This window comes from Streptomyces globisporus C-1027, assembly GCF_000261345.2.
Taxonomy (GTDB): domain Bacteria; phylum Actinomycetota; class Actinomycetes; order Streptomycetales; family Streptomycetaceae; genus Streptomyces; species Streptomyces pakalii.
In genome coordinates this window covers 2,867,092-2,885,913 of record NZ_CP013738.1, presented here as the reverse complement: position 1 = coordinate 2,885,913, position 18,822 = coordinate 2,867,092, and the positions used below count along the sequence as shown (strand labels likewise).

Sequence of the window (18,822 nt, the reverse complement as noted above, 5' to 3'; positions counted from 1 at the left end):
CCCGGGGAGGACTGCTTCAAGTGACCAATCAGAGACGGGCGCTTCGCGCCGCCGCCGTTGTCGTGGCCATGGCCGCTACCGCCGCGACGGCGTCGACCTTCGCCACCGCCCAGGCGCATGACAGCTCATCAGGTTCCGGTGTCTCCACCGTCGACCGCCGTGACCCGGCGCCGGCCAAGGGGCATGTGGAGCACAACCTGGAGGGCCCCTTCAGCGAGCAGCAGGCCGAGCAGCGCGAGGCCGCGCTGGAGCAGGTGCTGGCCGGGGACAAGAAGGTCGCGAACCGGAGCGGCTCCAAGGTCGTCAAGCTCGGCGACAAGAAGTACGTGGAGCTCGGCCGGGAGAAGACCGACAAGATCTTCACCATCCTGCTGGAGTTCGGCGACCAGGTCGACGACACCACGATGTTCGACCCGGACGGCGACGGCCCCAAGCCGCCCGTCAAGAAGTTCGGCGGCACCCCCGGACCGGCGCACAACAAGATCGCCAAGCCGGACCCGAAGAAGGACAACAGCACCGCCTGGAAGTCCGACTACAACCAGAAGCACTTCCAGGAGCTCTACTTCGGCGAGGGCAAGGGCGTCAACTCGCTCAAGACCTACTACGAGAAGACCTCCTCGGGCCGCTACTCGGTCGAGGGTGAGGTCTCCGACTGGGTCAAGGTCCCCTACAACGAGGCCCGTTACGGCTCCAACTACTGCGGTCAGTCCAACTGCGCCAATGTGTGGGACGCGGTCCGCGACGGCGTGAACGCCTGGGTCGCCGACCAGAAGGCCAAGGGCCGCACCGACGCCGAGATCAAGGCGAACCTCGCCGAGTACGACGAGTGGGACCGCTACGACTTCGACGGCGACGGCAACTTCAACGAGCCCGACGGCTACATCGACCACTTCCAGCTGGTCCACGCCGGTGAGGACGAGTCGGCCGGCGGTGGCGCCGAGGGCACCAACGCCATCTGGGCGCACCGCTGGTACGCGTACGGCACCAACGCCGGTGCGACCGGCCCCGCGGACAACAAGGCCGGTGGCGCCCAGATCGGCGACACGGGCATCTGGGTCGGCGACTACACCGTCCAGCCCGAGAACGGCGGCCTGGGCGTCTTCGCCCACGAGTACGCCCACGACCTCGGTCTGCCGGACCTGTACGACACCTCCGGCGGCGGCGAGAACTCGGTCGGCTTCTGGTCCCTGATGTCGGCGGGCTCCTGGCTCGGCACCGGCAAGGGCGAGATCGGCAACCTGCCCGGCGACATGACCTCGTGGGACAAGCTCCAGCTCGGCTGGCTCGACTACGACAAGGCCAAGGCCGGCAAGACCTCGCTGCACAAGCTGGGTGTCTCGGAGTACAACACCAAGAACCCGCAGGCGCTCGTCGTCGAGCTGCCCAAGAAGGCCGTCACCACCACCGTCACCAAGCCCGCCGAGGGTGCGAAGCAGTGGTGGAGCGACATGGGCGACGACCTGTCGAACACCCTGACCCGCTCGGTCGACCTGACCGGCAAGTCCAAGGCCACGCTGGACCTTTCGGGCTGGTACGACATCGAGGCCGACTACGACTACCTCTACACCGAGGTGTCGGACAACGGCGGCACCAGCTGGACCGCGCTCGACGGCACCGCCGACGGCAAGGCCATCCCGCGCGACGCCAGTGACAAGCCGGCCCTGACCGACGTCTCGGGCGCGTACAAGAAGCTCTCCTTCCCGCTGGACGCCTACGCGGGCAAGAAGGTCGACCTCCGCTTCCGCTACCAGACGGACGGCGGCGCGGGCGGCAAGGGCTTCGCGGCCGACGCCATCACCGTCACGGCCGACGGTGCGGCGCTCTTCTCGGACAACGCCGAGGGCGACGACAACGGCTGGACCGCCAAGGGCTTCTCGCGGATCGGCGAGTCCTTCACCCAGGACTACCCGCAGTACTACATCGCGGAGAACCGCCAGTACGTCTCCTACGACGAGACGCTGAAGGTCGGCCCGTACAACTTCGGCTTCTCCGGCACCCGTCCGGACTGGGTCGAGCACTACGCGTACCAGACCGGTCTGCTGGTCTGGCTCTGGGACACCTCCCAGAAGGACAACAACACCTCGGTCCACCCGGGCCAGGGTCTGATCCTGCCGATCGACGCGCACGCCAAGCCGCTCAAGTGGAAGGACGGCTCGCTCTTGCGCAACAAGATCCAGCCGTTCGACGCCCCGTTCAGCTGGTACCCGAACAAGGGCTTCACGCTCCACAACGCGGACGTGCCGCTGTACATCAAGCCCAGCCTGGGCAACCCGGTCTTCGACGACCGGAAGGGCACCTACTGGTACAAGGAGAACCCCACGGGCAGTGTCAAGGTTTCTGACACGAACACCCGCATCTCCATCGTCCACGAGCCCCGCGATGGTCGGACGATGACCGTCCTGGTCAGCCCCTCGGGCCGCTGATCAAGTAAAACCGCAGGTCAAACCATGATCGGCCGTCGCCCTCTAGCGGGCGGCGGCCGATCGTGTTTAGGTGCGTCTTGTTCACATCCTTATTGACACGACGTCTCACGGGGGAGCGTGGAGCATGGCAGGCGGAGGTTTCTGCAGGTTGCCGAACGGCACGGTGGTGGTCGCCCTGACTCTCACCAGACCGGCCGACGGCACAGGTCCCGGCAGCGGTACGGGAGCGGGGCCAGGGGCCCCGGTACGGGTGCTGGTGCACGCGGTGAACCGGGCGCGCGCCCTGACCAGGCTGCGCAATCAGGGGCTGCGGGCGGTCTATCTGCGCGGCAACGACCAGCCGCCGACACCGGACGAGGTCACGGCGGTGCTGCACCATCCGGACGGCCTGCTGTGGCGGGCCGCCCCGCAGGCGGACCCGGTCGCCCTGCCCGGTGGCCTGGGGCGCCAGGCGACGGCGCCGGGGTCGTCGTGCCAGGAGCTGTGGCACCCGATCCGGGCGCTGCTGGGCCCCGGCGGGTATGCCGGACCGGCCCGCCCGGCCGCGTAGAGCCAGGGCGGGCGGGTCCTGTCAGAGGGGTCTACGACGCGACGACGGGCGTCCCGGAGAGCTTCACGCCCGCCGTACGCAGCTCCGCCAGGGCCCGTTCCGTGGTGGCGCCGGAGACGCCCGCGGTCAGGTCGAGCAGCACATGGGTGACGAAGCCCTCACGGGCCGCGTCCAGCGCGGTGGCCCGGACGCAGTGGTCGGTGGCGATGCCGACCACGTCGACCTCGGTGACCTCGCGGTCGCGCAGCCACTGGGCGAGGCCGGTCCCGTTCTCGTCGGAGCCCTCGAACCCGCTGTACGCGGCCGAATACGCCCCCTTGTCGAACACCGTGTCGATGGCACCGGAGGCGACGGCGGGCGCGAAGTTCGGGTGGAATCCGACGCCCTCCGTGCCGGCGACGCAGTGCACCGGCCAGGAGTCGACGTAGTCCGGGTTCGGCGAGAAGTGGCCGCCCGGGTCGATGTGGTGGTCGCGGGTGGCGACCACATGGCGGTAGGCGGGCTGGGCGTCACCGATCAGGTCGGTGATGGCGGCGGCGACGTCGGCACCGCCCGCCACCGCGAGGCTGCCGCCCTCGCAGAAGTCGTTCTGAACGTCCACGACGATCAATGCGCGGTGCATGGCGGGTGTCCTTCGGTGGGGGCGGGAGCGGAGTGAGCGGAGGCGGGGTGGGGACGGGGATCGGGGTGGGGATCGAGCGGCGGCCCCGGGGGTCCGGGGTCTCCGGGAGGGTGCCGGGGGTTCGAGCCTAGGCACTGGAACGTCACAATCAAGCCCCGTCCGCGAAACCCCCGGTTGCGGACCGGCCCGGTCCGCACGCCCGGCGCGGATTCGCGGACGAGTCGTGCCGTACGCCGGGTCTGTCGCCCGGTCCGTACGCCCGGCGCGGCCGAGGGCCGGCCACCGGGCGTACCCGGACGGGCTCAGGCGTACTCGGTCGGGATCACCGGCTCGCCCCGCGACAGCTGGATCGCCGACATCGGCAGCCCGGCGCGCGCGGCCACGTGCCGCTCCCGGACCGCGTCCAGCGGCTCGCGGGCGACCACCTCGCCGCCCCGGACCAGCTCCACCAGCAGCTGCCTGTCGGCCAGCTCGGCGGGGACCGGGCCGGTGCCGATCACCTCGGCCTCGGCGACGCCGTGCTCGTCGGTCCGGCGCGCGGCCCACTTGCGACCGCCGACCGACGACTTCGCGCCGAGCGACTTCTTGGCCACCGGCACCAGCGGGGCGTCCGGCTCCGCCGAGCCGGCGCGGGCCACCAGCTTGTAGACCATCGAGCAGGTGGGGTGCCCGCTCCCGGTGACGAGCTGGGTGCCGACCCCGTACGCGTCCACCGGCGCGGCGGCCAGCGAGGCGATCGCGTACTCGTCCAGGTCCGAGGTCACCACGATCTTCGTGCCCGTCGCCCCCAGCTCGTCCAGCTGCTGCCGCACCCGGTGCGCGACCAGCAGCAGGTCCCCGGAGTCGATGCGTACGGCGCCGAGCTCGGGCCCGGCGATCTCCACGGCCGCCCGGACCGCCTCGGTCACGTCGTACGTGTCGACCAGCAGCGTCGTGCCCCGGCCGAGCGAGTCCACCTGGGCCCGGAACGCGTCGCGCTCGCTGTCGTGCAGGAGGGTGAAGGCGTGGGCGCTGGTGCCGACCGTCGGGATCGCCCAGCGGAAGCCCGCCGCCAGGTCGGAGGTGGCGTCGAAGCCGCCGACGTACGCGGCGCGGGCGGAGGCGACCGCGGAGAGCTCGTGGGTGCGGCGGGCGCCCATCTCGATCAGCCGGCGGCCCCCGGCGGCGGCCGACATCCGCGAGGCGGCGGCGGCGATGGCGGAGTCGTGGTTGAGGATGGAGAGGATCACCGTCTCCAGCAGCACGCACTCGGCGAAGGACCCCTCGACCCGCAGGATCGGGGAGCCGGGGAAGTAGACCTCGCCCTCCGGGTAGCCCCAGATGTCGCCGCTGAAGCGGTAGTCCGCCAGCCATTCGAGGGTCGGCTCGTCCACGATGTTCTGCTGGCGCAGGAAGCCGATCATCTCGTCGTCGAAGTGGAAGTTCTCCACCGCGTCCAGCACCCGCCCGGTGCCCGCGACGACGCCGTAGCGCCGCCCCTCGGGCAGCCGGCGGGTGAACGCCTCGAAGACCGAGTGGCGGTCGGCGGTGCCGGCCTTGAGGGCGGCCTGCACCATGGTCAGTTCGTACTGGTCGGTGAAGAGCGCGGTCGACGGAACGCCGACCCGCCGACCGAGGTCCGCTGTGTTCATGGCTGGGATGCTACCCCCTATTCGTCAAAGTGACGAGATGTGGGGTCCGTTTGTGCGCCGGGCCCGCCCGGGTGGCAGCATGGGACAGGTGAGCGTTGCTACCCCGCTAGAGATCGAACGTCCCGATTCGGCCGAGGAGACCTTCGCGGTCCCCGAGCCGGACGTCCCGTGGGTGACGCTCGTCCACAACGACCCGGTCAACCTGATGAGCTATGTGACCTATGTCTTCCAGGCCTACTTCGGCTATCCGAAGGACAAGGCCCACAAGCTCATGCTGGACGTGCACCAGAAGGGCCGCGCCGTCGTCTCCAGCGGCAGCCGCGAAGAGATGGAACGCGACGTCCAGGCCATGCACGGTTACGGGCTGTGGGCCACCCTCACCCAGGACCGCAACTAGCCCCTCTTCCTCAGGGCTCCGCCCGCCGCTTTCCAGGGCTCCGCCCCGCCACCCGCCCCGTTCGACCCACCATCGGAGAATCCATGGCCGGCCATTTCGAGGCCACCCCAGGCGGCGGCGCGGCCGTCGCGCTCGACGAGGTCGAGATCTCCATCCTGCGCTCCCTCGCCGTCCAGCTGCTGGAGCTGATCGGCCCCGGCGACCAGCCCGCCGAAGGTGAGGACCCGCTCGCCGCCCTCTTCGCCGAAGGCCCCAGCAAGCCGCCCACCGACCCGGCACTCGCCCGGCTCTTCCCCGACGCCTACGGCGGCCCCGGCAGGCCTGAGGTGCCCGAGGGTGCCGGGGCCGGAAAGCCGGAGGAGGAGCAGGAGCTGCGCGAGCGGTCCGCCGAGTTCCGCCGGTTCACCGAGATGGACCTGCGCACCGGCAAGCGCGACGACGCCCTCGCCGTCGTCCGCACCCTGGACGCGCTCTCGCCCGCCCAGGGCGGCGGAGCCGTCCTCACCCTCACCGGCGACGAGTGCCTCAGCTGGCTCCGCTCCCTCAACGACCTGCGCCTGACCATCGGTACCCGGCTGGAGGTCTCCGACGAGGACCAGGGCGAGGAGGGCTCGCTCTACCGGCTCCCCGACAGCGATCCGCGCAAGCCCATGGTGATGGCCTACCTCTGGCTCGGCGCCCTCCAGGAATCCCTGGTCGAGACGCTCATGCCGTAGGCAGCCTCCGGAAACGACGGGCCCCCGCCACGCCGTGGCGGGGGCCCGTCGTTCGCTCAACGGACGCTCAGATCCGAGTAACGATCCCCCCAAGTCATTCGGGTCATTCGTTCCGGCCGGGGCCTTTCATCCCCTTTTGCCTGTGGTGTGCGCCACAGAATGTCCCACGGTGTCCTGTGACGGCCGTGATAAATCTTCACGACCGCCCGGGGACGCCACCCCTGTTTCCCGGGGGCGCTACACACCGGCCGAACGCCGGTCGCACTCCATCCATATCCGGGGGGATCAGGACCTGATCCGCAGCCTTGTACGGCGCGGATCGGCGTGGAGAAAGGCGCACCACCATGACATCGGCGCACGTCGACGAGGGACAGGTCGACAAGGGTCAGCCCGGCGGCAATTCCGGGGACGCCGGAGCCGGCGGTGAGGGATACCAGCGCGGTCTGGGAGCTCGCCAGATTCAGATGATCGCCATCGGCGGAGCCATCGGCACCGGGCTCTTCCTCGGCGCGGGCAAAGCCATCGACCGGGCCGGGCCGAGCCTCATCCTGGCCTACGTCATTGCAGGTCTGGTCATCTTCTTCATCATGCGGGCCCTGGGCGAACTGCTCATGTACCGCCCCGTCTCGGGCTCCTTCTCGGAGTACGCCCGCGAATTCATCAGCCCGTTCTTCGGATTCGTCACCGGCTGGACCTACTGGCTGTTCTGGGTCGTCACCGGAATCACCGAAGTCACCGCCGCCGCCACCTATATGACGTACTGGTGGAACATTCCGCAGTGGCTGTCCGCCCTGGTGTTCACCATCATTCTCTACGGCGCCAACCTGATCTCCGTGAAGCTCTTCGGTGAGCTGGAGTTCTGGTTCTCCATGGTCAAGGTCACTGCCATCATCGGCATGATCCTGATCTGCGCGGGTGTTCTCACCATCGGTTTCTCCGACGCCGGAGACACCGCGACCGTCTCCAACCTCTGGAACGACGGCGGATTCTTCCCCAACGGCATCACCGGCACCCTCATGACGCTCCAGATCGTCATGTTCGCCTTCCTCGCCGTGGAGCTCGTCGGCGTCACCGCCGGGGAGTCCAAGGACCCCAAGACCGTGCTGCCCAAGGCCATCAACACCGTGCCGTGGCGCATCGCCGTCTTCTACGTCGGCGCGCTGATCATGATCCTCTCGGTCGTGCCGTGGTCCACCTTCAAGCCCGGCGTCTCCCCGTTCGTGAAGGCCTTCGAGGAGATGGGGCTCGGCGTCGGCGCCGCCATCGTCAACTTCGTCGTCCTCACCGCGGCGCTCTCCTCCTGCAACTCCGGCATGTACTCCACCGGCCGCATGCTCCGCGACCTCGCCCTCAACGGCCAGGGGCCCCGCGCCTTCACCAAGCTGACGAAGAACGGCCTGCCGTTGACGGGCACCACGTTCTCCGCCGCCCTGATGCTCGTCGGCGTGTGGATCAACTACCAGTGGCCGGGCGAGGCGTTCAACTACGTCGTCTCCTTCGCGACCATCTCCGGCATGTGGGCCTGGATCATGATCCTGATCAGCCAGATCCGCTACCGCCGCAAGGCCGACGCCGGTCTCCTGCCGCAGTCCTCGTTCAAGGCCCCGGGCGCCCCGTACGCCAGCTGGTTCGCGCTCTGCTTCATCGGCATGGTCATCGTGATGATGGCGATCGACAAGGACGCCCGGATCTCGCTCTACTGCGCACCGCTGTGGGCGCTCATCCTGTTCGTCTCCTACCGGGTGCTCCAGTCGCGCAACCCGTCGGCCCCGGAGAAGACCTCCACCGAGACCCGCTGACCCGGGGGCCGCACCACCGGCCCCGGATCACCGGCGACCCCGAGGGCGGGCCCCACGACCACCCTCCTCCCGGACCGTCCAGGCCGCCCCAACGACCGACGTGTCCACCATGCGGGCCCCTGCGTACCACCCACCGGTACACGGGGGCCCGCCTGCTTATCCTGGCGCCATGCTGACCATCACCCAGACGCTCTACGACCAGATCGTCGCCCACTCCCGCGCCGACCACCCCGACGAGGCGTGCGGAGTGGTCGCGGGCCCGGCCGGGACGGACCGCCCCGAGCGCTTCATCCCGATGCTCAACGCCGCCCGCTCGCCCACGTTCTACGAGTTCGACTCCGCCGACCTCCTCAAGCTCTACCGCGAGATGGACGACCGCGACGAGGAACCCGTGATCGTCTACCACTCGCACACGGCGACCGAGGCCTACCCCTCCCGCACCGATGTCACGTACGCCAACGAGCCCGGCGCCCACTACGTCCTGGTCTCCACCGCCGACACCGACGACTCGGGCCCCTTCCAGTTCCGCTCGTACCGCATCGTGGACGGCGAGATCACCGAGGAAGACGTGCAGGTCGTCGCGGCGTACTGAGCCCCCGGGTACCGCGCGGAGCCGCCCGACGGGTCTGGCACACTGCACCCGAACCCATCAAGGCGGCAGGAACCAGGAAGCCGGTGCGAATCCGGCACGGTCCCGCCACTGTGACCGGGCCCCCTCCCGTACGGACTCCGACACCGTGCCGGAGGGCGGCCCGGAAGCCAGGAACTGGCCCGTCGCCTTCTCCGCATCGACCAGGGGACGCGGAAATCCCCCGGAGAGGCCCCGCCATGTCCCGGCGCACCCCTGCGCTCATAGCCGCCGCCGCGCTGCTCCCGCTCGCCCTCACCGCCTGCTCCGCCTCCTCCGGCGGCGACGCCGCCACCGGGGACAAGGCGTCGGCGACGAGCGAAGGCTTCCCGTACACCGTCAAGAACTGCGGTGTCACCACCACGTACAAGGCCCCGCCGAAGCGCGTGGTCACCATGAACCAGCACGTCACCGAGATCATGCTGGAACTGGGCCTGAAGAAGTCCCTCGTCGGCACCGCCTACCTCGACGACAAGGTCCTGCCGAAGTACGCCGAGGACTACGCCTCCGTCCCGGTCCTCGCCAAGGAGTACCCCTCCTACGAGCAGGTCCTCGCCGCCAACCCCGACTTCGTCTACGGCGGCTACGGCAGCGCCTTCACCGCGGGCGACGGCCGAGGCCGCGAGGCGTTCAAGAAGGCCGGCATCGAGACCCGCCTCAACACCGAGAGCTGCACCAAGGGCGACCAGCCCATGGACACCCTCTACGAGGAGATCCGCGAGGTCGGCCGCACCTTCGGCATCAGCGACCGCGCCGAGGCCTGGGTCAAGCAGGCCAAGGCCGACAACGCCGCCACCGCCAAGAAGCTGGCCGACCTCAAGCCCCTCTCCGTCTTCGTCTACGACAGCGGCGACAAGACCGCCTTCACCGCGGGCGGCGAGGGCATCGGCAACGAGCTGATCGAACGGGCCGGCGGCACCAACGTCTTCGCCGACCTCGACAAGGCCTTCGGTGACGCCTCCTGGGAGAACGTCGTCGACCGCAAGCCCGACGTCATCGTGATCTACGACTACGGCGCCACCACCGTCGAACAGAAGAAGAAGCGCCTCCTCGACGACCCGGCCCTCGCCGACGTCCCCGCCATCAAGAACAAGCGCTTCGCCGTCATGCCGCTGTCCGACGCGGTCCTCGGCGTCCGCGTCCCCGCCGCCGTCGACAAGCTCGCGGCCCAGCTCCACCCGGAGGCGGTCAAGGCGGCCACCACCCCGTGACCTGCCGCGCCTCCGCTCCTCGGCGGCCGCTCGGTTACGTCCTGGTGCTCGGCGGCCTCGCCGCGCTCCTGGCCTTCGCCGTCCTCGCCGCCCTCGCGCTCGGCTCCGTCCGCATCCCGCCCGGCCAGGTGCTCGACATCCTGACCGGGCGGGCGGAGGCGAGCCCGTTCCGCACGATCGTCCTGGACGTGCGGCTGCCCCGGGTCCTGCTCGGCATCGTCGTCGGCGCCGGACTCGCCGTCATCGGCACCGTCCTCCAGGCCCTCGTACGCAACCAGCTCGCCGACCCGTTCCTCCTCGGCGTCTCCTCCGGAGCCTCCACCGGCGCGGTCCTGGTCATCGTCCTCGGTATCGGCGCGTCCCTGGCCACCACCGTCACGATCCCCGCCGCCGCCTTCGCCGGCGCCCTCCTCTCGCTGCTGCTCGTCTACACCCTGGCGCGCGGCGGGGGCGGCCTCACCACCAACCGGCTCGTCCTCGCCGGCGTCGCCGTCTCCTACGTCCTCTCCGCCCTGACCAGCCTGATCCTCGTCACCTCCGCCCGCGCCGACCACCTCCAGGAAGTCCTCTACTGGACCCTCGGCGGCCTCGGCGCGGCCCGCTGGGACATGCTCGCGCTCCCCGCGGTCACCCTGGTCGCGGGCACCGCCGTCCTCCTCACCCTGGCCCGCCCGCTCGACCTGCTCCTGGTGGGGGAGGAGGGCGCGACCGTCCTCGGCCTCGACACCGCCCGCTTCCGCGCCGCCGTCTTCGTCCTCGCCTCCCTGATGACCGGGGTGCTCGTCGCGTACAGCGGGGCGATCGGCTTCGTCGGTCTGATGGTCCCGCACATGGCCCGGATGGCGGTCGGCGCCGCACACCGCGCCCTCCTCCCGGTCGTCGCGCTCGGCGGCGCGGTGTTCCTCGTCCTCGCGGACCTCGCCGCCCGGACGCTCGCGGCCCCGCAGGACATCCCGGTCGGGGTGCTCACCGCGCTGACCGGCGGACCGTTCTTCCTCTGGATGCTGCGGCGCAGGCCGGAAGGAGCACCGGCATGAGGCGTGTACGTCCGAGCCGAAGGAGCACCGGCATGAGGCGTGTACGTCCGAGCCGAAGGAGCACCGGCATGAGGCGTGTACGTCCGAGCCGAAGGAGCACCGGCATGAGGCGTGTACGTCCGAGCCGAAGGAGCACCGGCATGAGGTGCGTTCGTCCGAGCCGAAGGAGCACCGGCACGAGGCCCGCCGCGAGGAGCGCCCGCACGAGGCCGCTTCCGGTCCGGAGCGCCCGCACGTCGACCGTACGTACGGCTGAGGGAGCCCGCCCGTGACCACCCTGCGCACCGAAGGCCTCTCGTACGGGACCGGCGAGGGCCGCCATCTCGTCGACGCCGTCGACCTCACCGCGGCCGACGGCGAGACCGTCGGCCTCGTCGGCCCCAACGGCAGCGGCAAGACCACCCTCCTGCGCTGCGTCTACGGCACCCTGCGCCCCACCCACGGCCGGGTCCTCCTCGACGGCGACGACCTCGCCACCCTCCCCGTGAAGGCCCGCGCCCAGCGCATCGCCACCGTCCCGCAGGACGGCCACGCCGGATTCGAGCTCACCGTCGGCCAGGTCGTCGCGATGGGCCGCGCCCCGCACAAGCGGTTCTGGGAGGCCGACACCGCCGCCGACACCGCCCTGGTCACCGAGGCCCTCGACCGGGTCGGGATCGCCGCACTCGAACCCCGTACGTTCGCCTCCCTCTCCGGCGGCGAACGCCAGCGGGCCCTGGTCGCCCGCGCCCTGGTCCAGCAGCCCTCGCTCGTCGTCCTGGACGAGCCGACCAACCACCTGGACATCCGCTACCAGCTGGAGATCCTCTCCCGGGTCCGCGAACTGGGCACCACCAACCTGCTCGCCCTGCACGACCTCAACCTCGCCGCCTACTACTGCGACCGCATCTACGTCCTCAAGGACGGCCGGGTCGTCGCCTCCGGCACCCCGGAAGAGGTCCTCACGGCCGAACTGCTGAGCGAGGTGTACGGCGTTGCCGCCGAGGTCAGCGCCCACCCGAAGACCGGCGCACCGACGGTCGTCTACCTCCCGGAGGGACAGGGCAGCCGAACTCTGCCCACATAGCGAACGCTCACCATCCACCATGTGGGATCACACTCGGGTTTCCGCACAGGGAATCGATACGATGCCCGCATGGTTCCCCATGACGTGAGCAACAAGACGCCGGGCACGCTGCTCGTCGCGCGGCTGCACGTCGACCTGTGCAGGCTGGCCAGCGCGATCTGTCCCGGCCGCAGCCTGCCCGTGAGCCGCCCGGCCTGAGCCGCGGTCCGCGCGCCCACCCACACGCACCACCCCCCGCGCGGGGGCAGAAACGCGCGCCCCACGCCACCTCTCCGCTTTCGACAGGAGCCCACGCCATGGCCATCGAGGTCCGCATCCCGACCATCCTCCGCACCTACACCGACGGCGCGAAGGCCGTCGAAGGCACCGGGGACACCCTCGCCGACCTCTTCGCCGACCTGGAGAGCCGCCACACCGGCATCCGTGAGCGCATCGTCGACGGTGAGCAGCTGCGCCGCTTCGTGAACGTCTACCTCAACGACGAGGACGTCCGCTTCCTCGACGGCATCTCCACCAAGCTCAGCGACGGCGACAACGTCACGATCCTCCCGGCCGTCGCCGGCGGCATGCGCTGATGCGGTACGACTCCCCGCTGGCGGCCGTGGGGAACACTCCCCTCGTCCGCCTCCCGCGGCTGTCCCCGTCCGAGGACGTCCGTATCTGGGCCAAGCTGGAGGACCGCAACCCCACGGGCTCGGTCAAGGACCGCCCGGCGCTCCACATGGTCGAACAGGCCGAGAAGGACGGCCGGCTCACCCCCGGCTGCACCATCCTGGAGCCCACCAGCGGCAACACCGGCATCTCGCTCGCCATGGCGGCCAAGCTCAAGGGCTACCGCATCGTGTGCGTCATGCCGGAGAACACCTCCCAGGAACGGCGCGACCTGCTCGCCATGTGGGGAGCCGAGATCATCTCCTCCCCGGCCGCGGGCGGCTCCAACACCGCGGTCCGCGTGGCGAAGGAACTGAGCGCGGAGCACCCGGACTGGGTGATGCTCTACCAGTACGGCAACCCGGACAACGCGGGCGCCCACTACGCGACCACCGGCCCGGAGATCCTCACCGACCTCCCGTCCATCACCCACTTCGTGGCGGGCCTCGGCACCACCGGCACCCTGATGGGCGTCGGCCGCTACCTCCGCGAGAACCGCCCCGGCATCCAGATCGTCGCCGCCGAACCGCGCTACGACGACCTGGTCTACGGCCTCCGCAACCTCGACGAGGGCTTCGTCCCCGAGCTGTACGACGCCTCGGTCCTCACCACCCGCTTCTCGGTCGGCTCCGCCGACGCGGTCACCCGCACCCGCGAACTCCTCCAGCAGGAGGGCATCTTCGCGGGAGTCTCCACCGGCGCCGCGCTCCACGCGGCGATCGGCGTGGGGAAGAAGGCGGTCAAGGCGGGGGAGAGCGCGGACATCGTCTTCGTGGTGGCGGACGGCGGCTGGAAGTACCTGTCGACGGGCGTCTACACGGCGGAGACGACGGAAGCGGCGATCGAAACGCTGCAGGGCCAGCTCTGGGCGTGAGCCCGAGCTGCACTGTCCGTCCCGCCCGGGCAATCCCAGCCCGCCCGGGCAATCCCAGCCCGCCCGGCGTTTGAGGACATCTTGAGCCCAGCCCGGTAAGGACGTCCTCAATCGCCGGACGGGCTAGGTGTACGTGCGATTGGGGAGCGGGGTCCGGGGCAGCGCCCCGAAGGGCCCCGCCCTCACCTCGCCCCCAGCTTGCGCACGCGCTCCCACACCCCCGGATCCACCGCCCCCACCCGCCGCCGGAACGAGGCGATCCGCACCTCCCGCAGCTCATCCGTCTCCAGGAAGCTCTGCCGCCCCCGCCGGTCCCCGACCGTGCCGGCCGGCAACGCGATCACCCCGGGCCGCTCCTCGTGATGCTTGCTGGTGATCTTCGCGACCAGCGCCGTACGCCCCCGGCCCCGCCCCCGTACCGAGATCACCAGGCACGGCCGGTCCTTCGACCCGGGCCCGTCCTCGTACGGCACATCGGCCCACCACACCTCGCCCGCCCGCGGCACCCGTCCATCCGGCCCCGAAGGCCGCGACGACGAAGACGGCCGCGAAGGCCGGGACGGCGGCCGGGCCGACCCCGCGGGCCGACCCGGCCGTCGGGACCTCGGCCCCCGGTCCGACCGTCCCCGGCCGTCCACCACCGCGGCGACGAGCGCGAGCAGAACCACGGCGACCAGCGCCACCCACCAGATCGTGTTCATCCCCCGACCGTACCGGCGGGGCGAAGAGCGCCCCCGAGGCCCGGACCGTGGGCGCGCTTCCATCGAACCGGTGACAGAGCAGGTGAGTTCCCCCACAACGGAGGGCAGCGGAGGAGCGACGTGGAGTTTCGCGCCTTACGCTCGACGAACCGCAAAACCGATCCCGCAGGAACCGACACCAGGCTCCGGCGGTCTCGCACGAACCCTCCCGTTCCCGCGCCCCGGAGGTTCACGCTCCATGAAGCTCACCGTCGTCGGCTGCTCCGGCTCGTTCCCGTCCAAGGGTTCGGCATGCTCGAGCTACCTCGTAGAGGCCGACGGCTTCCGGCTGCTCCTCGACATGGGCAACGGCGCCCTCGGCGAGCTGCAGCGCCACGTCGGTCTCTACGACCTCGACGCGATCTTCCTCAGCCATCTGCACGCCGACCACTGCATCGACATGTGCGCGTACTTCGTCGTGCGCTACTACCCGCACGGCGGCGACCGCCCCCGCCCTCTCCCGGTCTACGGCCCCGAGGGCACCGAGCAGCGGCTGACCGCCGCCCACGGCGACACCCCCTCCGACCGGGCGATGGGCGAGGTCTTCGACTTCCACACCCTCAAGTCGGGTTCCTTCGAGATCGGCCCGTTCTCGGTCCGTACGGAGAAGCTCTGCCACCCCGTCGACACCTTCGGCATCCGCATCGAGCACGGCGGCTCCTCCCTCGCCTACTCCGGCGACACGGGGACCTGCGAGGCACTGGAGGACCTGGCGCGGGACGTGGACCTCTTCCTCTGCGAGGCGTCGTTCGTCGACGGCAAGGAGGACATCCCCGACCTGCACCTCAACGGCCGCGAGGCCGGGGAGGCGGCCGCCCGTGCCGGAGCGCGCCGGCTGGTCCTCACCCACATCCCGCCGTGGACCGACGCCGACCGCAACGCCGCCGACGCCCGTGCGGCCTACCCGGGCCCGGTGGAGCTGGCGGTCCCGGGAGCGGTGTACGAGCTCTGAGCCGGCGGCCGGGGCCGGGCGGCTCTGCGAGACTGCCCGGATGATCACGATCAGACCCGCCCGGGACGGCGACCTCGACGGCTTCCTGACCCTGGCCGCCCAGGTCGAGCACTGGTTCGGCCCGATGGTCGAGGAGCCGGGCTTCCACCGGGCGGTGGAGGCCCACATCCGTACCGGGGCGGCGCTGATCGCCGAGGCCACGGAGCCCGCCGCCCCCTCCGCCGGGGCCTCCCGCCCGGTCGGCGGCCTGCTGTTCGGCGCCGACCCGCCCACGTACCACGTGCACTGGCTCGTCACCGCCGCACACTGCCGGGGCGCGGGCGTGGGCCGGCGGCTGATGGCGGAGGCGATGCTCCGGTACGTCAGTGGGCCCGGCACCGTCGAGGTGGTCACCTTCGGGCCCGACCATCCTGGGGCGGTGGAGAGCGGGGCCCGGGCCTTCTACGAGAAGCTCGGCTTCGCGCCCGGCGCGCCCACCGACCCCGGTCCGGAGGGCGGCTCCCGCCAGATCTACCGGCTCGACGTGCCCGTTCCCGTACGCCAGGTGTGAGGCGACCGTACGGCAGACGGACCGAAGCCCCCGCCCCCCGGAGAACATCTCGGGTGGCGGGGGCTTCGGCGTACGACGCCGGTGCCGGAGGCTACTTCGCCTCGGCCTTCTGGAGCTCGGCGAGCTCCTCGTCCGACTCCCGGCCCGGGGTCGGGATGTTGAACTTGATGATCGCGAACCGGAAGATCACGTAGTAGACCACCGCGAAGCAGAGGCCGACCAGGACCAGCAGCCAGGGCTTGGTGGCGATGCCCAGGTTCAGCCCGAAGTCGACCAGACCGGCCGAGAAGCCGAAGCCGTCCTTCATGCCGAGGGCCCAGGTCAGGGCCATGGACACACCGGTCAGCACCGCGTGGATCGCGTACAGCACCGGGGCGATGAACATGAACGTGAACTCGATCGGCTCGGTCACACCGGTGACGAACGAGGTCAGCGCGAGGGAGAACATCATGCCGCCGACGACCTTGCGGCGCTCGGGGCGGGCGCAGTGGACGATCGCGAGGCAGGCCGCCGGGAGGGCGAACATCATGATCGGGAAGAAGCCGGTCATGAACTGTCCGGCGGTTGGGTCGCCCTCCAGGAACCGGGCGATGTCGCCGTTCTTGCCGTTGTACTCGCCCGCCTGGAACCACGGGAAGGAGTTCAGCAGGTGGTGCATGCCGACCGGGATCAGCGCACGGTTGGCGACACCGAAGATGCCCGCGCCGACCGCGCCCGAGCCGACGAGCCACTCGCCGAAGTTGTGCAGACCCGCGCCGAGGACCGGCCAGATCAGACCGAAGACGATGCCGATGACCAGACCCGCGAGGGCCGAGAGGATCGGGACCAGGCGCCGGCCGCTGAAGAAGCCGGCCCAGTCGGGCAGCTTGGTCCGGTAGAACTTCTGGTAGAGCAGGGCCACGACGATGCCCATCACGACACCGCCGAGGACCTTGGCGTCCACCGGCGCCTCCGTCATCACGATCTTGCCGTCGACGACCTCGGCCACCTTGTCCAGGTTCGGGTCCGTGAACGTGGCCAGCACGTTCTTGAAGACCAGGTAACCGGTGACGGCCGCGAGGGCGGTCGAGCCGTCCGACTTCTTCGCGAAGCCGATCGCGATGCCGACGGCGAACAGCAGCGCCATGTTGTCGAGGAGCGCGCCGCCACCCGCGGCCATGTAGCCGGCGAGCTTCGTGATGAAGGTCGGGAACGACTCGCGGCCCAGCATGTCACTGTCGCCGAGGCGGACCAGGAGCGCGGCGGCCGGCAGCACGGCGACCGGCAGCATGAGGCTGCGGCCGATGCGCTGCATGACCGCCATCACGGCAGCGCCCTTCTTCTTCTCGGCCGCGGGTGCGGTCTCAGCCGTGGTCATCAACTTCCTCCATGGGACACGGTGCCGCCCAGGTCGTTGATGCGGGGAGGCGGCGACTCGACAGACCCTGCGGCAGAGCGCCGTGGTCTGGACCACTCAGTGGTGTAGACCAGTTTTAGCACGGTGAGGGTTAGATAAGGAACCTTCAATTCCCTATCTCATTCGCAGTAGCAGACGCGATACGTTAGGTGACATGCCGAAGGCCCCCGGACCGGGCGGTCCGAGGGCCTTGCGGGGCCGGGGGCATAGCCCCGGTGTGCTGCTACTTCGTCAGATCCTGCTCGATCTCCTTCTCGATCTCCTCGGGTTCGCGCCCCGGTGTCTTGAGGTCGAACTTGGTGATCGCGAAGCGGAAGATCACGTAGTAGATCACGGCGAAGCACGCGCCGATCGGGATGATCAGCCAGGGTTTCGTATCCAGATGCCAGTTGACGACGTAGTCGATCAACCCGGCCGAGAAGCTGAACCCCGCATGCACCCCCAGCAGCCAGGTGATGCCCATCGAGGCGCCCGTCAGCACCGCGTGCACGCCGTACAGCAGCGGCGCGACGAACATGAACGAGAACTCGATCGGCTCGGTCACGCCCGTGACGAACGACGTCAGCGCCACCGAGACCATCAGGCCACCGACCTCCTTGCGGCGCTCGGGCCGCGCGCAGTGGGTGATGGCCAGAGCGGCGGCGGGCAGGCCGAACATCATGATCGGGAAGAAGCCCGAGGTGAACTGGCCGGCCGACGGGTCCCCCGCGAAGAACCGGGAGATGTCGCCCTGCACGGTCTGGCCGTCCGTTCCGGTGAACTCGCCCGCCTGGAACCAGAAGAACGTGTTCAGGAACTGGTGCATGCCGATCGGGATCAGCAGCCGGTTCGCGAAGCCGAAGATCGCCGCACCCCAGGAGCCGAGGTCGATCAGCTGCTTGGAGAACCAGGTCAGCCCGTCGCCCACCGGCTGCCACAACAGCCCGAACAGGACGCCGAGGATCACGCAGAGGAACGCCATCAGGATCGGCACCAGGCGCCGCCCGTTGAAGAAGCCCAGCCAGTCGACCAGCTTGGTCCGGTGGTAGCGCTGCCAGACGACGGCGGTCAGCAGGCCGATCAGGATGCCGCCGAGCACGCCCGGGTTCTGCGGCTCCCCGGTCGGCAGCTCGTCGGTCACGGTGCCGTCGATGGGGAAGGCGGTCAGCACCCCCCGGTAGACGAGGAAGCCGACGACCGCCGCCAGTGCGGTGGACCCGTCCGCCTTCTTCGCGAAGCCGATGGCGACGCCGATGCAGAACAGCAGGGGCAGGCCGAGCTCGCCGTCGAGGATCGCGCCGCCGCCGTTGAGCAGGACCTTGGAGGTCTTCTCCCAGAAGGCGCCGTGCAGATAGGAGGCGAACAGGTTGCCGAGGCTGACGAGCAGACCGGCGGCGGGGAGGACGGCCACGGGGAGCTGCAGGCTGCGCCCGACCTTCTGGAGGCCCTGGACCGGTCCGTTCCACCATTTCTGCTGCGATGCCGCAGCGGCGCTCGCACTCATGGGCGTCCTCCCGGAACACTTCGCGTTTGGCGGTCGTTGCAAACTGGTGTAGACCAGTTGCGTCACGGCCCGAGCCCCGCCCTGAAGGCAGGGAAC

Annotated in this window: 19 protein-coding genes and 1 riboswitch; of the genes, 14 read left to right on the top strand and 5 right to left on the bottom strand. The window is 70.1% G+C overall.

The window, feature by feature from the left end:
• Positions 1-20: 20 nt before the first annotated feature.
• Positions 21-2,423, top strand: coding sequence for an immune inhibitor A domain-containing protein (locus WQO_RS12425; RefSeq protein WP_010062074.1), 2,403 nt, complete (start codon positions 21-23; stop codon positions 2,421-2,423).
• 124 nt (positions 2,424-2,547) lie between these two features.
• The gene (locus WQO_RS12420; RefSeq protein ID WP_032748810.1) at positions 2,548-2,973 is read left to right on the top strand and encodes a hypothetical protein; all 426 of its coding nucleotides are present in this window, start codon (positions 2,548-2,550) and stop codon (positions 2,971-2,973) included.
• A gap of 31 nt (positions 2,974-3,004) precedes the next feature.
• Here WQO_RS12420 and WQO_RS12415 read toward each other — a convergent pair whose 3' ends face one another.
• Together WQO_RS12415 and WQO_RS12410 are read right to left on the bottom strand one after the other, a co-directional pair.
• On the bottom strand, positions 3,005-3,595 hold the full coding sequence (locus WQO_RS12415) for an isochorismatase family protein (RefSeq protein WP_010062072.1): 591 nt from the start codon (positions 3,593-3,595) through the stop codon (positions 3,005-3,007).
• Positions 3,596-3,897: 302 nt separating this feature from the next.
• Positions 3,898-5,226: a nicotinate phosphoribosyltransferase gene (locus WQO_RS12410; protein WP_010062071.1), complete on the bottom strand. Its 1,329-nt coding sequence runs from the start codon at positions 5,224-5,226 to the stop codon at positions 3,898-3,900.
• Positions 5,227-5,305: 79 nt separating this feature from the next.
• On the opposite strand from WQO_RS12410, the gene clpS reads away from it, so the two are divergent.
• The 10 genes from clpS to WQO_RS12365 all read left to right on the top strand — a co-directional run bounded on the left by clpS (position 5,306) and on the right by WQO_RS12365 (position 13,605).
• Positions 5,306-5,623, top strand: a complete 318-nt coding sequence (gene clpS / locus WQO_RS12405) for an ATP-dependent Clp protease adapter ClpS (RefSeq protein WP_010062069.1) — start codon at positions 5,306-5,308, stop codon at positions 5,621-5,623.
• An 83-nt stretch (positions 5,624-5,706) separates the two neighbouring features.
• Complete coding sequence (locus WQO_RS12400) at positions 5,707-6,339, top strand: DUF2017 domain-containing protein (RefSeq protein WP_010062067.1); 633 nt, start codon at positions 5,707-5,709, stop codon at positions 6,337-6,339.
• Positions 6,340-6,683: 344 nt separating this feature from the next.
• On the top strand, positions 6,684-8,138 hold the full coding sequence (locus tag WQO_RS12395; RefSeq protein WP_010062066.1) for an amino acid permease: 1,455 nt from the start codon (positions 6,684-6,686) through the stop codon (positions 8,136-8,138).
• A 169-nt stretch (positions 8,139-8,307) separates the two neighbouring features.
• A complete protein-coding gene (locus WQO_RS12390; RefSeq protein WP_010062065.1) occupies positions 8,308-8,730 on the top strand; it encodes a M67 family metallopeptidase in 423 nt (140 codons plus the stop codon).
• Between the two features lie 13 nt (positions 8,731-8,743).
• Positions 8,744-8,927, top strand: a riboswitch (cobalamin riboswitch).
• A 39-nt stretch (positions 8,928-8,966) separates the two neighbouring features.
• Positions 8,967-9,977, top strand: a complete 1,011-nt coding sequence (locus tag WQO_RS12385) for an ABC transporter substrate-binding protein (RefSeq protein WP_010062064.1) — start codon at positions 8,967-8,969, stop codon at positions 9,975-9,977.
• Positions 9,974-11,014, top strand: coding sequence for a FecCD family ABC transporter permease (locus tag WQO_RS12380; RefSeq protein ID WP_010062063.1), 1,041 nt, complete (start codon positions 9,974-9,976; stop codon positions 11,012-11,014). Before WQO_RS12385 ends, WQO_RS12380 begins: the two co-directional genes overlap by 4 nt.
• Positions 11,015-11,282: 268 nt before the next feature.
• Positions 11,283-12,080 (top strand): ABC transporter ATP-binding protein, encoded by a 798-nt coding sequence (locus WQO_RS12375; protein WP_010062061.1) that lies wholly within the window; start codon positions 11,283-11,285, stop codon positions 12,078-12,080.
• A 69-nt stretch (positions 12,081-12,149) separates the two neighbouring features.
• The gene (locus WQO_RS37130; protein ID WP_010062060.1) at positions 12,150-12,278 is read left to right on the top strand and encodes a putative leader peptide; all 129 of its coding nucleotides are present in this window, start codon (positions 12,150-12,152) and stop codon (positions 12,276-12,278) included.
• Between the two features lie 98 nt (positions 12,279-12,376).
• Positions 12,377-12,655: a MoaD/ThiS family protein gene (locus WQO_RS12370; RefSeq protein ID WP_010062059.1), complete on the top strand. Its 279-nt coding sequence runs from the start codon at positions 12,377-12,379 to the stop codon at positions 12,653-12,655.
• Positions 12,655-13,605 carry a PLP-dependent cysteine synthase family protein gene (locus WQO_RS12365; RefSeq protein WP_010062057.1) on the top strand — a complete coding sequence of 317 codons (951 nt, stop codon included), beginning with the start codon at positions 12,655-12,657 and terminating at the stop codon, positions 13,603-13,605. The genes WQO_RS12370 and WQO_RS12365 overlap by 1 nt, the downstream gene beginning before the upstream one ends.
• 182 nt (positions 13,606-13,787) lie before the next feature.
• Here WQO_RS12365 and WQO_RS34990 read toward each other — a convergent pair whose 3' ends face one another.
• On the bottom strand, positions 13,788-14,306 hold the full coding sequence (locus WQO_RS34990) for a type II toxin-antitoxin system PemK/MazF family toxin (RefSeq protein ID WP_073821026.1): 519 nt from the start codon (positions 14,304-14,306) through the stop codon (positions 13,788-13,790).
• 238 nt (positions 14,307-14,544) lie between these two features.
• Between WQO_RS34990 and WQO_RS12355 the strand changes: the two genes are divergently transcribed.
• Both WQO_RS12355 and WQO_RS12350 read left to right on the top strand, forming a co-directional pair.
• Complete coding sequence (locus tag WQO_RS12355) at positions 14,545-15,297, top strand: MBL fold metallo-hydrolase (protein WP_010062055.1); 753 nt, start codon at positions 14,545-14,547, stop codon at positions 15,295-15,297.
• Between the two features lie 40 nt (positions 15,298-15,337).
• Positions 15,338-15,847 carry a GNAT family N-acetyltransferase gene (locus WQO_RS12350; protein WP_010062054.1) on the top strand — a complete coding sequence of 170 codons (510 nt, stop codon included), beginning with the start codon at positions 15,338-15,340 and terminating at the stop codon, positions 15,845-15,847.
• A gap of 91 nt (positions 15,848-15,938) precedes the next feature.
• Here the strand turns inward: WQO_RS12350 and WQO_RS12345 are convergent, their stop codons facing one another.
• Positions 15,939-17,204 carry a PTS transporter subunit EIIC gene (locus WQO_RS12345; RefSeq protein ID WP_010062052.1) on the bottom strand — a complete coding sequence of 422 codons (1,266 nt, stop codon included), beginning with the start codon at positions 17,202-17,204 and terminating at the stop codon, positions 15,939-15,941.
• A gap of 262 nt (positions 17,205-17,466) precedes the next feature.
• The gene (locus WQO_RS12340; protein WP_010062051.1) at positions 17,467-18,726 is read right to left on the bottom strand and encodes a PTS transporter subunit EIIC; all 1,260 of its coding nucleotides are present in this window, start codon (positions 18,724-18,726) and stop codon (positions 17,467-17,469) included.
• Positions 18,727-18,822: the final 96 nt, after the last annotated feature.

Coding starts and splice junctions, on each gene's coding strand:
- WQO_RS12420 (WP_032748810.1), top strand. CDS start 2,548: ATGGCAGGCGGAGGTTTCTGCAGGTTGCCGAACGGCACGGTGGTGGTC.
- WQO_RS12415 (WP_010062072.1), bottom strand. CDS start 3,595: ATGCACCGCGCATTGATCGTCGTGGACGTTCAGAACGACTTCTGCGAG.
- WQO_RS12410 (WP_010062071.1), bottom strand. CDS start 5,226: ATGAACACAGCGGACCTCGGTCGGCGGGTCGGCGTTCCGTCGACCGCG.
- clpS (WP_010062069.1), top strand. CDS start 5,306: ATGGGACAGGTGAGCGTTGCTACCCCGCTAGAGATCGAACGTCCCGAT.
- WQO_RS12400 (WP_010062067.1), top strand. CDS start 5,707: ATGGCCGGCCATTTCGAGGCCACCCCAGGCGGCGGCGCGGCCGTCGCG.
- WQO_RS12395 (WP_010062066.1), top strand. CDS start 6,684: ATGACATCGGCGCACGTCGACGAGGGACAGGTCGACAAGGGTCAGCCC.
- WQO_RS12390 (WP_010062065.1), top strand. CDS start 8,308: ATGCTGACCATCACCCAGACGCTCTACGACCAGATCGTCGCCCACTCC.
- WQO_RS12385 (WP_010062064.1), top strand. CDS start 8,967: ATGTCCCGGCGCACCCCTGCGCTCATAGCCGCCGCCGCGCTGCTCCCG.
- WQO_RS37130 (WP_010062060.1), top strand. CDS start 12,150: ATGGTTCCCCATGACGTGAGCAACAAGACGCCGGGCACGCTGCTCGTC.
- WQO_RS12370 (WP_010062059.1), top strand. CDS start 12,377: ATGGCCATCGAGGTCCGCATCCCGACCATCCTCCGCACCTACACCGAC.
- WQO_RS12365 (WP_010062057.1), top strand. CDS start 12,655: ATGCGGTACGACTCCCCGCTGGCGGCCGTGGGGAACACTCCCCTCGTC.
- WQO_RS34990 (WP_073821026.1), bottom strand. CDS start 14,306: ATGAACACGATCTGGTGGGTGGCGCTGGTCGCCGTGGTTCTGCTCGCG.
- WQO_RS12355 (WP_010062055.1), top strand. CDS start 14,545: ATGAAGCTCACCGTCGTCGGCTGCTCCGGCTCGTTCCCGTCCAAGGGT.
- WQO_RS12350 (WP_010062054.1), top strand. CDS start 15,338: ATGATCACGATCAGACCCGCCCGGGACGGCGACCTCGACGGCTTCCTG.
- WQO_RS12345 (WP_010062052.1), bottom strand. CDS start 17,204: ATGACCACGGCTGAGACCGCACCCGCGGCCGAGAAGAAGAAGGGCGCT.
- WQO_RS12340 (WP_010062051.1), bottom strand. CDS start 18,726: ATGAGTGCGAGCGCCGCTGCGGCATCGCAGCAGAAATGGTGGAACGGA.